Source organism: Amycolatopsis sp. NPDC049691 (assembly GCF_040675005.1).
GTDB lineage: Bacteria > Actinomycetota > Actinomycetes > Mycobacteriales > Pseudonocardiaceae > Amycolatopsis.
Genome location: NZ_JBFANX010000001.1, coordinates 316,001 through 328,465 on the forward strand (window position 1 = coordinate 316,001; position 12,465 = coordinate 328,465).

General features: G+C 71.1%; 13 protein-coding genes. 6 read left to right on the top strand and 7 right to left on the bottom strand.

All coding sequences use genetic code 11. The features are described from left to right. Window positions 1-2: 2 nt before the first annotated feature. The 4 genes from AB0J40_RS01560 to kstD are packed head-to-tail and all read right to left on the bottom strand — an operon-like array spanning window position 3 to window position 4,075. Window positions 3-1,031, bottom strand: a complete 1,029-nt coding sequence (locus AB0J40_RS01560) for a ferredoxin--NADP reductase (protein WP_364445997.1) — start codon at window positions 1,029-1,031, stop codon at window positions 3-5. Beyond that, on the bottom strand, window positions 1,024-1,281 hold the full coding sequence (locus AB0J40_RS01565; RefSeq protein WP_364446000.1) for a hypothetical protein: 258 nt from the start codon (window positions 1,279-1,281) through the stop codon (window positions 1,024-1,026). The genes AB0J40_RS01560 and AB0J40_RS01565 overlap by 8 nt, the downstream gene beginning before the upstream one ends. Next, window positions 1,278-2,414: a Rieske 2Fe-2S domain-containing protein gene (locus tag AB0J40_RS01570; protein WP_364446003.1), complete on the bottom strand. Its 1,137-nt coding sequence runs from the start codon at window positions 2,412-2,414 to the stop codon at window positions 1,278-1,280. The genes AB0J40_RS01565 and AB0J40_RS01570 overlap by 4 nt, the downstream gene beginning before the upstream one ends. Next, window positions 2,411-4,075 carry a 3-oxosteroid 1-dehydrogenase gene (gene kstD / locus AB0J40_RS01575; RefSeq protein ID WP_364446005.1) on the bottom strand — a complete coding sequence of 555 codons (1,665 nt, stop codon included), beginning with the start codon at window positions 4,073-4,075 and terminating at the stop codon, window positions 2,411-2,413. Before kstD ends, AB0J40_RS01570 begins: the two co-directional genes overlap by 4 nt. A 100-nt stretch (window positions 4,076-4,175) precedes the next feature. Between kstD and AB0J40_RS01580 the strand changes: the two genes are divergently transcribed. From AB0J40_RS01580 to AB0J40_RS01605, 6 genes are all read left to right on the top strand, one after another. After that, window positions 4,176-5,774 carry an FAD-binding protein gene (locus AB0J40_RS01580; protein ID WP_364446008.1) on the top strand — a complete coding sequence of 533 codons (1,599 nt, stop codon included), beginning with the start codon at window positions 4,176-4,178 and terminating at the stop codon, window positions 5,772-5,774. Between the two features lie 33 nt (window positions 5,775-5,807). Beyond that, complete coding sequence (gene hsaA / locus AB0J40_RS01585; protein ID WP_364446010.1) at window positions 5,808-6,971, top strand: 3-hydroxy-9,10-secoandrosta-1,3,5(10)-triene-9,17-dione monooxygenase oxygenase subunit; 1,164 nt, start codon at window positions 5,808-5,810, stop codon at window positions 6,969-6,971. Then, entirely contained in the window at window positions 6,971-7,816 is an 846-nt protein-coding gene (gene hsaD / locus AB0J40_RS01590) for a 4,5:9,10-diseco-3-hydroxy-5,9,17-trioxoandrosta-1(10),2-diene-4-oate hydrolase (RefSeq protein WP_364446013.1), read from the top strand. The genes hsaA and hsaD overlap by 1 nt, the downstream gene beginning before the upstream one ends. Beyond that, complete coding sequence (hsaC, locus tag AB0J40_RS01595) at window positions 7,816-8,727, top strand: iron-dependent extradiol dioxygenase HsaC (RefSeq protein WP_364446016.1); 912 nt, start codon at window positions 7,816-7,818, stop codon at window positions 8,725-8,727. Before hsaD ends, hsaC begins: the two co-directional genes overlap by 1 nt. Continuing rightward, window positions 8,724-9,263 (top strand): 3-hydroxy-9,10-secoandrosta-1,3,5(10)-triene-9,17-dione monooxygenase reductase subunit, encoded by a 540-nt coding sequence (gene hsaB, locus AB0J40_RS01600; protein WP_364446019.1) that lies wholly within the window; start codon window positions 8,724-8,726, stop codon window positions 9,261-9,263. The genes hsaC and hsaB overlap by 4 nt, the downstream gene beginning before the upstream one ends. Before the next feature lie 178 nt (window positions 9,264-9,441). Beyond that, window positions 9,442-10,041 (top strand): hypothetical protein, encoded by a 600-nt coding sequence (locus AB0J40_RS01605; protein WP_364446022.1) that lies wholly within the window; start codon window positions 9,442-9,444, stop codon window positions 10,039-10,041. Window positions 10,042-10,044: 3 nt separating this feature from the next. Here AB0J40_RS01605 and AB0J40_RS01610 read toward each other — a convergent pair whose 3' ends face one another. From AB0J40_RS01610 to AB0J40_RS01620, 3 genes are read right to left on the bottom strand one after another with little or no spacing between them, the layout of a single operon-like run. Then, window positions 10,045-10,311 carry a Smr/MutS family protein gene (locus tag AB0J40_RS01610; RefSeq protein WP_364446025.1) on the bottom strand — a complete coding sequence of 89 codons (267 nt, stop codon included), beginning with the start codon at window positions 10,309-10,311 and terminating at the stop codon, window positions 10,045-10,047. Then, window positions 10,296-11,357 (bottom strand): MBL fold metallo-hydrolase, encoded by a 1,062-nt coding sequence (locus AB0J40_RS01615; protein WP_364446027.1) that lies wholly within the window; start codon window positions 11,355-11,357, stop codon window positions 10,296-10,298. Before AB0J40_RS01615 ends, AB0J40_RS01610 begins: the two co-directional genes overlap by 16 nt. A 9-nt stretch (window positions 11,358-11,366) precedes the next feature. After that, the gene (locus AB0J40_RS01620; protein WP_364446029.1) at window positions 11,367-12,383 is read right to left on the bottom strand and encodes an acyl-CoA desaturase; all 1,017 of its coding nucleotides are present in this window, start codon (window positions 12,381-12,383) and stop codon (window positions 11,367-11,369) included. Between the last annotated feature and the right edge of the window lie 82 nt (window positions 12,384-12,465).

Below are 12,465 nucleotides of genomic sequence, written 5' to 3' on the forward strand. Positions count from 1 at the left end.
TCCTATTCGTAGCTGATCGAGACGTCGTCGGTGACCGGCAGCGACTGGCAGGCCAGCACGATGCCGTCCGCGATGTCCTCGGCGTCCAGGACCTCGTTGTGCAGCATCTTCACCTCACCTGACACGATCCGGCACGCGCACGCGCTGCATTGTCCCTCGCGGCACGAGTAGGGTGCGTCGAGGCCCGCGTCCAGCAGGTGGTCCAGGAGCTTCCGCTGCCGCGGCCACGCCATCGAGCGGGTCTCGCCGTCCAGTGACACCGTCAGCGACGCGGGTGCTTCGTCGGAAGGCTGCTCTTCCTCGACGACGTCCTCGAACGGATTCCCGGTCAGGGACGTGAACTTCTCGACGTGCACCCGGTCACGCGGCACGCCGAGCTGCCCGAGCGCCTCGCGCGCGGCGGCCATGAACGGCGCCGGGCCGCACAGGAAAGCCTCGTACGACGTGTACGCGGAAGCCAGCCCCCGCAGCTGCGGGACGTCCGGGAGCCCCTGGACGCTTTCCAGCCAGTGCACGACGACCAGCCGGTCGCCGTGCCGCTTGGCCAGCGACGCCAGCTCGCCCGCGAAGATCACCGAGTTCTCGTCGCGGTTCGCGTAGACCAGCACGACCCGGCCGGATCCCGTTTCCAGCGCCGTCTTGAGGATCGCCATCACCGGCGTGATGCCGCTGCCGCCGGCGAAGAGCAGGAAGTCCTCGTCCACCGACGTCGGGCAGAACACGCCCGCCGGCGCGAGCACGTCCACGGTCATGCCCGGGCGAAGCGACGAGCACACCCAGCTCGACCCGTACCCGCCGTCGGTGCGCTTGACCGTCACCTGCACGCGGTTTTCGTGCGGCGCGCTCGACAGCGAGTAGCACCGCGCCACCGAGCCGGTCCGCTCGCTGGGGATCCGCAAGGTCAAGAACTGCCCGGCCCGGTAGGAAAACGCCGAGGCGTGCTCGGGCGGGATCTCGAAGACCACCGATCGCGCGTCCGGCGTCTCGACGACGACGTCGGCGACCGTCAGCGTGTAGCACCGCTCACCCATCGGCCACCGCCAGCGAGCCTTCGCGCGCCGCGTCGCCGATGCTGTCCGCCAGCTTCGGGCACGTGTCGAGCAGCGCCGACGGGACGTCCGCGTCCGCGAACACCGGGCAGGTGTCGGCGGGCCGGGACGTCCACTGGATGCTCGTGTGCTGGATGCTGTTCTTCTTCACCAGCACGCACGTCCCGCAGCTGCGGCACTCGTGCGGCCGCAGCCCGCCCGAGAGGAACTCGGTCTGCTCGGCGGTGGTCACACTTCCGCCTCGGTCTTCCGGCGGGCCAGGTTCTCCGCCACCTCGGCCGCCCACGCCTCGTTCGCCTTCGAAGTGTCCACTTCGAACTCGAAGCGCCGGGTCATGTCCTCGGTGACGTCGGCCGCGTCGACGTAGAACTGCTGGTACCACCGGCGAAGCTGGTAGACCGGACCGTCCTCTTCGCACAGCAGCGGGTTGTCGATCTGCGTCTTGTGCTTCCAGATCTCGACGTCCTGCAGGAACCCGGCCCCGATCCCGCGGGCCAGCTTCGCGGCGATCTTGTCCGCGTGCTCGTCGGTGAGCCCGTGCTGCTTCTTGACCTTCATGCCGTACTGGAGCACGAACGACGTCGGCGTCACGGGGTAGTGGCAGTTGATGAGCACGCTCTCGATCTCGTAGCCCTGGAACGAGTTCACCAGCTTGTTGATCATGTAGGACGGCCCGAAGTAGGAGGCCTCCGACCGCAGCAGGTTGTCCTCGCCGCCGTAGTTCGACGCCATGCCCATGTCCGGGCGCCCCTTGGTGTTGAGGTACTGCGTCGCGATGTGGCCCTCGAACACGTTCTTGAAGTACGTCGGGTAGGCGTAGTGGATGTAGAAGAAGTGGGCCATGTCGACGACGTTGTCGATGATCTCCCGGCAGTTGGAGCCGTCGATGAAGATCTCGTCCCAGGTCCAGTTGCTCCACTCGTCGCTGTAGGCGGCCTCGATCCGCGGGATGGCCAGCTCCGGCGGCGGCGGGTTGCCCTCGGGGTCGTGCCAGACCATGAGCTGGCCGTTCTGCTCCGAGACCGTCCACGACCGCGTCCGCGCGCGCAGCGGAACCCGCTTGGCGTAGGGGATCGAGACGCACTTGCCCTTGCCGTTCCAGCGCCAGTCGTGGAACGGGCACGCGACCTCGTCGCCCTTGACGCTGCCCTGGGTGAGGTCGCCGCCCATGTGCCGGCAGTAGCCGTCCAGGACGTTCAGCTCTCCGTGAGAGTCGGCGAACACGACGAGCTTCGTGCCGAACGCCGTGACGGCGTGGGGTTTCCCGTCGCGGAACCGCTCGGCCAGGCCGAGGCAGTGCCAGCCGCGCGCGAACCGGGTCGGCGGCTCACCGGCGTAGATCGTGCGTACTGACTCCTGCGTCATCGCTCGCCTCCCGTGGTCCCTTGATCTTCGTGCGCCAGCCGCGTCGCCGCAAGGTAGCCGAACACCATGGCCGGGCCGATGGTCGCGCCCGGCCCGGCGTACGTCCGGCCCATCACGGCCGCGCTGACGTTGCCCGCGGCGAAGAGGCCCGGCACGACCGAGCCGTCCTCCCGCAGGACCCGTGCTTGCTCGTCGGTGCGCAGCCCGCCCTTGGTGCCGAGGTCGCCCGGCACGATCTTCACCGCGTAGTACGGCGCCTTGTCGAGCGGGCCGAGGCTGGGGTTGGGTTTGTTGCGGGGGTCGCCGTAGTAGTGGTCGTACTTGCTGACCCCGCGCCGGAAGTCTTCGTCGACGCCGTTGCGCGCGAAGCCGTTGAAGCGCTCGACGGTCGCTTCCAGGCCGTCGGCCGGGACGTCCATCTTCGCGGCCAGCCCGGCCAGGGTGGCCGACTTCACCGCGATCCCGGCCTTGAACCAGCGGCCGGGCAGCGGCTGGCGCGGGCCGACGCCGGTGAACATGTACCGGTCCTTGTAGCGCTGGTCGAACACCAGCCAGGTGGGGATGTGCTCGCCCGGGCCGTCTCCGGCGCCGTACATCGCGTGCACGGCCTCGACGTAGGGCGCCGACTCGTTGACGAACCGCTGCCCCCGCGCGTCGACCATGATGCAGCGCGGCCGCGACCGCTCGGCGAGGGCGAACCACGGGCCGCCGGTGAGTGGCAGCGTCGGCCCCCACCAGGCGTCGTCCATCAGGTCGAGCGCCGCGCCGAGCTTGAGGCCGGCGGTGATGCCGTCGCCGGTGTTGGCGGCCGCGCCGACGGTCCAGTCGATGCCGATCGGCGCGCGCTGGTACTTTTCGCGCATCTCGAGGTTCCGCTCGAAGCCACCGCTGGCCAGGATGACCCCGCGCCGGGCGCCGACGACCCCGTCCGCGGTGACGACGCCGGTAACGCGGTCCCCTTCCACCCGCAGGTCGACCAGCGGCGTGTTCAGCCGGACGTCGACGCCCGCCCTGGTCAGGCCCACCCGCAGGCCGGCCGCAAGCGCTTGCCCCATGCTCAGCAGCCGCTGCCCGCGGATCCGCCCGACCAGCCACTGGACACCCAGCGACAGCATCCGGACGGCCCCGCGCGGGTGCCGCGCGAGGAGGCTCAGCCAGCGGTAGTCGGCCTGGGTGATCGGCACGCCGAGCGGGGGCGCGCTGTAGGGCGGTTCGAGGTGGGCCAGCTCGGCGCCGAGCAGCTTGCCGTCGAAGGCCATCGGCTCGACCGACCGGCCGCCGGGCCGTCCGCCGGGTGCCTCGGGGTGGTAGTCGCTGTAGTCGCGGACCCAGCGGAACCGCAGCGGCGTGTGGTCGCAGACGAACTTCAGGACCTCGGGGCCGTGGTCGAGGAACGTGTCGCGCCGGACGGCCGGCACGACGTCGCCGACGATCGAGGCCAGGTACTCCCGCGCCCGCTCGGGCGGCTCGTCGATCCCGGCGGCGCGCAGCGCGTGGTTGCCGGGCAGCCAGACCCCGCCGCCGGAGCGGGCGGTCGAGCCGCCGAAGCAGGGCGCCTTCTCCAGGACGACGACGCTCAGGCCGTGGTGGGCCGCGGCCAGCGCGGCGGTCATCCCGGCGGCGCCACTGCCGACGACGACGACGTCGAACTGCTCCGTCATTGCACCTCACCTGTAACGTGTTCCACAAGAAGAGTATCCAGTTGGGAGCCGCTTTCGCTCACCATAGACGAGAACGTGTTTCAGTTCTAGGGTATCGACCATGGACGAGCTCTTCGCGGACGTGGTCATCGTGGGGTTCGGGGCGGCCGGCGCCTGTGCCGCCCTCGAAGCGGCCGACGCGGGCGCCGACGTCGTCATCGTCGAACGGTTCGACGGCGGTGGCGCGAGCGCGGTCAGCGGCGGTGTGGTCTACGCGGGCGGCGGGACCGCCCAGCAGCTCGACGCGGGCGTCGACGACTCCGTCGACGCGATGTACGCCTACCTGCGGCTCGAAGCCGGCGACGTCGTCTCCGACCGGACGCTCCGCCGGTTCTGCGAGGGCAGCCGCGAGATGATCACCTGGCTGGAGGGCAACGGCGTGCCGTTCGAAGGCAGCCTCTGCCCGTACAAGACGTCCTACCCCAGCGACGCCCACTACCTGTACTACTCCGGCAGCGAGGCCGCGGGCGGGTTCCGCGACGCGGCGAAGCCCGCTCCCCGCGGCCACCGGGTCAAGGGGCCCGGGACCTCGGGGAAGACGCTGATGGCCCGCCTCGCGGACGCCGTGCGCGAGCGCGGGATCCGGGTGCTGACCCAGACGCACGTCCGGAGCCTGGTGCGGGAAGACGGCCGCGTCACCGGCCTCGTCGCCGACTCGCTGCGGCACGCGCCCGCCGGAGTCAAGGCCCGGCACCGGCGGCTCGCGCGGTACGCCGCCAAGCCCGGGATCTACGTGCCTTCACTGCGCAAGTCGCTGCACCGGCGCGTCGAACGCCTCGAGCGCGCCCACGGCCGCGAGCTGCGGATCACCGCCCGGCGCGGGGTCGTGCTCGCCGCCGGCGGGTTCATCGCGAACCGCGAAATGGTGCGCGAACACGCGCCGAAGTACCGCGGCGGGCTCGCGCTCGGCACGTCCGCCGACAACGGGTCGGGCATCCGGCTCGGCGTCGAGGCCGGGGCCGCGACCGGCGAGCTGGGCCGGGTCTCCGCGTGGCGGTTCGTCACGCCGCCCAGCGCGTTCCTCGGCGGGATCATCGTCGACGCGGGAGGCAGGCGGGTCATCGACGAGTCCCGGTACGGCGCCGCCGTCGGCGAGAAGCTCATCGAAGAGCACGAGAGCAAGGGCTGGCTGCTCGTCGACGCGCCGATCGTCGCCGAGGCTCGGCGCGACGGCCGGAAGCAAAGCCAGTGGTTCCAATGGCTCCAGCTGCGCTACCTGCTGCGCCGGGGCCGGGTCCTCGGGGCGACGGTCGAGGAGGTCGCCCGCAAGGCGGGGGTCGATCCGGAGGGGCTGCGCGCGAGCGTCGAGGCTTATCACGGCGCTTCGGACCCGGTCGGCAAGCCCGACGAGTTCCGGCGGCGGCTCGAGCGGCCGCCGTTCTCGCTCATCGACATCTCGGTCCGGCCCAACCTGGGGTACCCGACGCCGATGCTGACCCTCGGCGGCCTGGTCGTCGACGAAGACACCGGCGCGGTGCGGAGCACGGCGGGGGAGCCGATCCCGGGGCTGTACGCCGCCGGCCGCACCGCGGTGGGAATCTGTTCCAGATCGTACGTGAGCGGGTTGTCCCTGGCCGACTGCGTGTTTTCCGGCCGCAGGGCAGGGATCAACAGTGCCCTGGCGCAGGGCGTTCTCGACAAAAACGAGAACGTGTTCTAGTCTTGCGGCAGTGACGCGAGAGAGGAACTGCGCATGAGCGAGCAGGTGATCGCCGGGGTCCGGGACCTCCTGCCGGTCCTGCGGGAACGGGCCCAGGACACCGAGGACGCGCGGAACGTGCCCGAGGAGTCCGTCAAGGCCCTGCAGGAGACCGGGTTCTTCAAGATGCTGCAGCCGAAGCCGTTCGGCGGGCTCGAAACCGACCCGGTGAGCTTCTACACCGCGGTCAAGCTGATCGCGAGCGCGTGCGGGTCCACCGGCTGGGTCGCCTCCATCCTCGGCGTCCACCCGTGGCACGTGGCGCTGTTCGACGCGCAGGCGCAGCAGGAGGTTTGGGGCGAGGACGAGGACGTCAGGATCTCTTCGTCGTACGCGCCGATGGGCAAGGCGGAGGTCGTCGACGGCGGCTACCGGCTGTCCGGCCGCTGGAGCTTCTCCTCCGGCTCCGGCCACTGCACGTGGGTGCTGCTCGGGGGACCCGCGTTCAAGGACGGGAAACCGGTCGACTTCTGCACGTACCTGCTGCCCATCGCGGACTACACCATCGTCGACGTCTGGGACACCGTGGGCCTGCGCGGCACCGGGTCGAACGACATCGTCGTCGAGGACGTCTTCGTGCCGCAGCACCGCGCGTTGAGCTTCATCGCGACGTCGAAGTGCAAGGTGCCGGGCCAGGCGGTCAACCCCGGTCCGCTGTACCGGCTGCCGTACGGCTCGGTGCACCCCTCCACGATCACCGCGCCGATCATCGGCATGGCCCAAGGCGCCTACGACGCGCACGTCGAGCACCAGCGCAAGCGCGTGCGGGCCGCGTACGCCGGCGAACAGTCCAAAGAGGACCCGTTCGCCAAGGTGCGGATCGCCGAGGCGGCCAGCGAGATCGACGCCGCGTGGCTGCAGCTGACCCGCAACATCGAGGAGCTGTACGAGCTCGCCAAGCGCGAGGAGCGGCTGCCCGCGGATCTGCGGCTGCGCGTCCGGCGCGACCAGGTGCGCGGCACCGAGCGCGCGATCGCCGCGATCGACCGGCTCTTCGAGAACTCCGGCGGCCGCGCGATCCAGCGCGGCACGCCGATCCAGCGCTTCTGGCGCGACGCGCACGCCGGCCGGGTCCACGCGGCCAACGACGCCGAGCGCGCGTACGTCATGTTCGGCACTGGTGCCTTCGGGCTCCCCGTCGAGAACGCGATGTACTGATGGCCGCTCCCGAAGGCAAGTACGTCGAGGCGGGCGGCCTTCGCCTCCACTACCACGAGGCGGGTGCCGAGCACGCCGAAACGGTGATCCTGCTGCACGGCGGCGGGCCCGGCGCGTCGGCGTGGAGCAACTTCGGCCGCAACCTGCCGGAGTTCGCCAAGCACTACCGCACGATCGCCGTCGACCAGCCGGGCTTCGGGCGGTCGGACAAGCCGACCGAGCACCCGCAGTACTTCCGGCACAGCGCCGACGCCGTCGCCGGCCTGATGGACGCCCTCGGCATCGAACGCGCCCACTTCGTCGGCAACTCCCTGGGCGGCGGGGCCGCGGTCAGGTTCGCTCTGAACCACGGCAAACGCGCCGGGCGCCTGGTGCTGATGGGGCCGGGCGGGCTGAGCGTCAACCTCTTCGCGCCCGACCCGACCGAGGGCGTCAAGAACCTCGGCAAGTTCGGCGCGAAGCCGAGCCGGGAGCGGATGGAAGCGTTCCTGCGCATCATGGTCCACGACCAGGCGCTGATCACCGACGAGCTGATCGACGAACGGTTCGCCGCGGCGAACACCCCCGAGTCGCTGGCCGCGATGCGCGCGATGGGGAAGTCGTTCGCCCACCCCGAAACCTACGAAGAAGGCATGCTCTGGCGCGAGGCCCACCGGCTGCGCCAGCGCGTGCTGCTGATCTGGGGCCGCGAAGACCGCGTCAACCCGCTGGACGGCGCGTTGGTGGCCTTGAAGACGATTCCGCGCGCACAGCTGCACGTGTTCGGCGGCTGCGGGCACTGGGCCCAGCTGGAGAAGTTCGACGAGTTCAACCGGCTGGCCCTCGACTTCCTCGGGAGTTCCTGATGGGCATCCGGTCACTGGGCTACCTCCGCATCGAAGCCACCGACCTGGCCGCGTGGCGCGAGTACGGGCTCAAGGTGCTCGGGATGGTCGAAGGCAGCGGCACCGACCCGGACGCGCTCTACCTGCGCATGGACGACTTCCCGGCGCGGCTGGTGATCTCCCCGGGCGACGCGGACCGGCTGGCGGTGACCGGCTGGGAGGCCGCCAACGCCGGCGAGCTCGCCGAGATCCGGTCGCGATTGGACAGTGCGTCGGTGCCGTACAAGGAAGGCACCCCGGAGGAGCTGGCCGACCGCCGCGTCGACGAGCTGATCAGCTTCGACGACCCGTCCGGCAACACCCAGGAGGTGTTCCACGGCCTCGCGCTGCAGCACCGGCGGGTGGTGAGCCCGTACGGCCACAAGTTCGTCACCGGCGAGCAGGGGCTCGGGCACGTCGTCTTGTCCACAAAGGACGACGAGGCGTCGCTGCGGTTCTACCGGGACGTCCTCGGCTTCCGGCTGCGCGACTCGATGCGCCTGCCGCCGCAGCTGGTGGGCAGGCCCGCCGACGGGCCGCCCGCGTGGCTGCGGTTCTTCGGCTGCAACCCGCGCCACCACAGCCTGGCGTTCCTGCCGATGCCGACGCCGTCCGGGATCGTGCACCTGATGGTCGAGGTCGAGAACACCGACGACGTCGGCCTGTGCCTCGACCGCGCGATCCGGCGCAAGGTGCCGATGTCGGCCACGCTCGGGCGGCACGTCAACGACCTGATGCTGTCGTTCTACATGAAGACCCCCGGCGGGTTCGACGTCGAGTTCGGCTGCGAAGGCCGGCAGGTCGACGACGACAACTGGATCGCCCGCGAAAGCACCGCGGTTTCGCTGTGGGGCCACGACTTCTCGGTCGGCGCGCGGCCCCCGGGCGCATGACCGCCGTGGCGGTCGACCAGGCCGGCTTCCGCAGCGTCCTCGGGCACTTCTGCACGGGCGTCACGGTGGTCACCGGCCGGCACGGCGACACGCTCGCCGGGTTCGCCTGCCAGTCGTTCGCCGCGCTGTCGCTGGACCCGCCGCTGGTGCTGTTCTGCCCGGCGCGCACGTCGCGGACGTGGCCGGTGCTGGCGGCGGCGGGCCGGTTCGCGGTCAACGTGCTGGCCGAGGACCAGCAAGAGGTCAGCGCGGTGTTCGGCGCGCGCGGCGAGGACAAGTTCGCCCGCGTCGGCTGGACGCCCGCGCCGTCCGGGGCGCCGCTGCTCGACGGCGCGCTGACCTGGATCGACTGCGCGCTGGAAGCCGTGCACGAGGCCGGCGACCACTACGTCGTGATCGGCCGCGTGACCGCGCTGGGCGCGCCGTCGGACGCCCGGCCGTTGCTCTTCCACCGGGGCCGGTACGCGGTGACCGAACCCGCGAAGGACGCGCTGTCGGCGCTGATGCCGTGGCCGCGTCCCGACGACTGGCTCTGAGTGACGGGCGCCGGCCGGATCGGTCACGCACTGTCATCGGTGCTCGCCGGGAGTTGAGGCGACCGGGTGGTTGTGCAGGGTTTCACAGGTGGGCCGCATCCCATTTACGAGAGAAAGTCGAGCCTTCGCGCGCACACTGTTACCTAGTTGCAGTGTTTCCGGGAGGAGTGTGTCGCGCATGCGTGGGCCCAGCGGACGGATCGCCCGGTTCCGGCGCCGGTTGCACCCCGGCCGCAACCCGCTGACCAGGTTCGGTGACCGCGTCGAAGCCGCGCTGCTGGTGCTGGTCTTCGCCGCGGCCCTGCTGGCGCTGCCGTTCGCGGCGGCGTTCGGCTCCGAGACCTACGCCGCGCAGACCGCCCGCGCCGAGCAGGAACGCGTCACCCGTCACCCGGCCACCGCGGTGTCCCTGGCCGCGGCGCCCAACCAGGCGTACAGCACCGACGGCGCGGGGGCGCCGGCCGACCAGACGACGGTCCAGGCGGCCTGGTTCGACGCGCGCGGGAACCGGCACACCGGCGACGTCCTGGCCGACGCGGGCAGCCCGGCGGGCACCCGCGTTTCGGTGTGGCTGGACCAGCGCGGCGAGCTGACGAACGAGCCGCTCTCGCCGTCGACGTCGGTGGCCGACGGCATCTTCGCGGCGATCCTGCTGTGGGTGGCGATCACCGGCTCGCTGGCCGGTTTGTACGGGATCGGCCGGTTCGCGGTGAGCCGCGTCCACGCGTCGGCGTGGGACCGCGCCTGGGCCGAAGCCCGCCACGACAGCCGGTTCTGACCGTCACTTCCAGCGGAAGTGCACGAACACCCTGCCGAAGTTGTCCTTGTCCTTTTCGACGCGGTGGTAGAGCGCCTTGACGTCCTTGCGCTCGAGGAACCGCAGCACGTGCTTCTTCAGCTGACCCGAGCCCTTGCCGGGGATGATCTCGACCAGCGGCGCCTTCTTGGCGACGGCCTCGTCGATGATCGCCTTGAGCGCCCGGTCGATCTCGCCGCCGCGGTTGTAGATGTCGTGGAGGTCGAGCTTCAGCTTCACAGTGCCTGCCACCAGCCGTCGACCGCCGGGGGAGCGCCTGCGTCGATGCGCTCGCCCGGCCGGGGGATGGCCAGCGGCAGGTCCGCCGCCTTCGCCTCGCGCCACACCCGGTCCGCCGGCTCGCCCCACGGGTGCATCGCCAGCTGGAACGTCGCCCAGTGCACCGGGACCAGCAGCTTCGCCCGGACGTCGATCCCCGCCGCGACGCCTTCCTCCGGCGTCATGTGGATGTCCGGCCAGTGCGGGGCGTACGCGCCGATCTGGATCAAGGCCGCGTCGAACGGGCCGTGCGCTTCCCCGGTCGCGGCGAACCCGTCGAAGTAGCCCGTGTCGCCGCTGTAGAACACGCGGTGCTCCGGGCCCAGCAGCGCCCACGACGTCCACAGCGTGTCGTCGTTGGTGATGCCGCGGCCGGAGAAGTGCTGGGCCGGGGTCGCCACGAACCGGACGCCCGCGACCGTCGCCTCCTCGTGCCAGTCCAGCTCGATGATCCGGTCGGCCGGGACGCGCCAGCGTTCCAGGTGCGCGCCCACCCCGAGCGGGACCAGGAACGGCGCTGCCGAAGCGGCCACCAGGGCCCGGACCGTCGCCAGGTCCAGGTGGTCGTAGTGGTCGTGCGAGATCACCACCGCGTCGATCCGGCCGAGGCCGGACAGCGGGACCGGCGGCTCGTGCAGCCGCCGGGGGCCGGCGAACGCCGCGGGGGACACGCGGTCGCTCCACACCGGGTCGAGCAGCACGCGGGCGCCGTCCAGCTCGACCAGCGCCGACGCGTGGCCGTACCAGGTCAGGTGCAGGCCTTCGGTCGCTTCGACCGGCGCCGCCGCGACCAGCGGCACCGCCCCGTTGGGTTTGCGCAGCTCGCGGTGCTCGCCGAAGAACATCTCGCGGAAGATCGTCCGCATCGCCGCCGCGGTCATCGGGTGCCGCGGTGCGACGTTGCGGAAGACCTTGCCGTCGAACTGCGGCGACGAGCGGACCCGCTCGGCCCGGGCGCCGGTGGCCTTCGCGCCGAACGCCGCCGGCAGGTCCTTCAGCGCCGCGATCGTCTTCCTCATGCCCCGAGTCTACGAACGGTTCCTGAGAGGGGCCCCAGCTTCATGCAGGTGGGTGAGCGCCTGCCGGTAGGACTCGACCAGGCTCGTCTGCAGGTAGGGGATGCCCAGCTCGGCGCAGTAGGCCTGGACGATCGGCTGCGCCCGCCGCAGGTGCGGCGACGGCATGCTCGGGAACAGGTGGTGCTCGATCTGGTAGTTGAGGCCGCCGAGGGCGACGTCGGTGACGGCGCCGCCGCGGACGTTGCGGGACGTGAGGACCTGCTTGCGGAGGAAGTCGAGCTCGGGCCGCCCGGTGAGCGTCGGCATGCCCTTGTGGTTGGGCGCGAAGATCGATCCCATGTAGACACCCCAGAGTCCTTGGTGGACGGCGAGGAACAGCAGCGCCATGCCGGGGGAGAGGACCGTGAACAACGCCGTGAGGTAGACGGTGAAGTGCGTGGCGAGCAACGCGGCTTCGAGGCCGCGGCGCCGCAGGCCGGGCTTGCGCACCGCGCGGATGCCGGACCAGTGCAGGTTCAGGCCTTCGAGCGTCAGCAGCGGGAAGAACAGGAAAGCCTGGTACCTGCCGACGAACCGGGCGACGCCGCTCGCGGTGCGGGCCTGGTCCTTCGACCAGACGAGGATGTCGGGATCGACGTCCGGGTCGAGCTCCTCGTGGTTGGGGTTGGCGTGGTGTCGGGTGTGCTTGTCCATCCACCAGCCGTAGCTCATCCCGATGCCGAGGTTGCCGGCGAGCATCCCGGCGAGCTCGGTGGGCCGCCGTCGCCGGAAGACCTGCTTGTGCGCGAGATCGTGCGAGAGCAGGGCGATCTGCGCGAACATGACGGCCTGGAACGCGGCGACGGCCAGCTGCCACCACGAGTTCCCGAGCAGCGCGAAGGCAACCCAGCCGGCGGCGAACAACCCGCCGACGACGGCGAACCGGGCGGTGTAGTAGCCGGGCCGCCGCACCATCAGGCCGGCGGCGGAGATGCGGTGGCTCAGCCGGGCGAAGTCGCTGCCGGTGCTGATCTCTGTGGTGGTCACCCACCCGAGTCTTCGCGGTAGGGGGCCGCGCCGGAACCCGGACCGCACCAGGCAATTTGCGGGGGCCCACCCTACCCCGGCT

Bases quoted from the DNA above. Each gene is read 5' to 3' on its own strand.
- AB0J40_RS01560 (WP_364445997.1), bottom strand. From the start codon at position 1,031: ATGGGTGAGCGGTGCTACACGCTGACGGTCGCCGACGTCGTCGTCGAG.
- AB0J40_RS01570 (WP_364446003.1), bottom strand. From the start codon at position 2,414: ATGACGCAGGAGTCAGTACGCACGATCTACGCCGGTGAGCCGCCGACC.
- kstD (WP_364446005.1), bottom strand. From the start codon at position 4,075: ATGACGGAGCAGTTCGACGTCGTCGTCGTCGGCAGTGGCGCCGCCGGG.
- AB0J40_RS01580 (WP_364446008.1), top strand. From the start codon at position 4,176: ATGGACGAGCTCTTCGCGGACGTGGTCATCGTGGGGTTCGGGGCGGCC.
- hsaA (WP_364446010.1), top strand. From the start codon at position 5,808: ATGAGCGAGCAGGTGATCGCCGGGGTCCGGGACCTCCTGCCGGTCCTG.
- hsaD (WP_364446013.1), top strand. From the start codon at position 6,971: ATGGCCGCTCCCGAAGGCAAGTACGTCGAGGCGGGCGGCCTTCGCCTC.
- hsaC (WP_364446016.1), top strand. From the start codon at position 7,816: ATGGGCATCCGGTCACTGGGCTACCTCCGCATCGAAGCCACCGACCTG.
- hsaB (WP_364446019.1), top strand. From the start codon at position 8,724: ATGACCGCCGTGGCGGTCGACCAGGCCGGCTTCCGCAGCGTCCTCGGG.
- AB0J40_RS01605 (WP_364446022.1), top strand. From the start codon at position 9,442: ATGCGTGGGCCCAGCGGACGGATCGCCCGGTTCCGGCGCCGGTTGCAC.
- AB0J40_RS01615 (WP_364446027.1), bottom strand. From the start codon at position 11,357: ATGAGGAAGACGATCGCGGCGCTGAAGGACCTGCCGGCGGCGTTCGGC.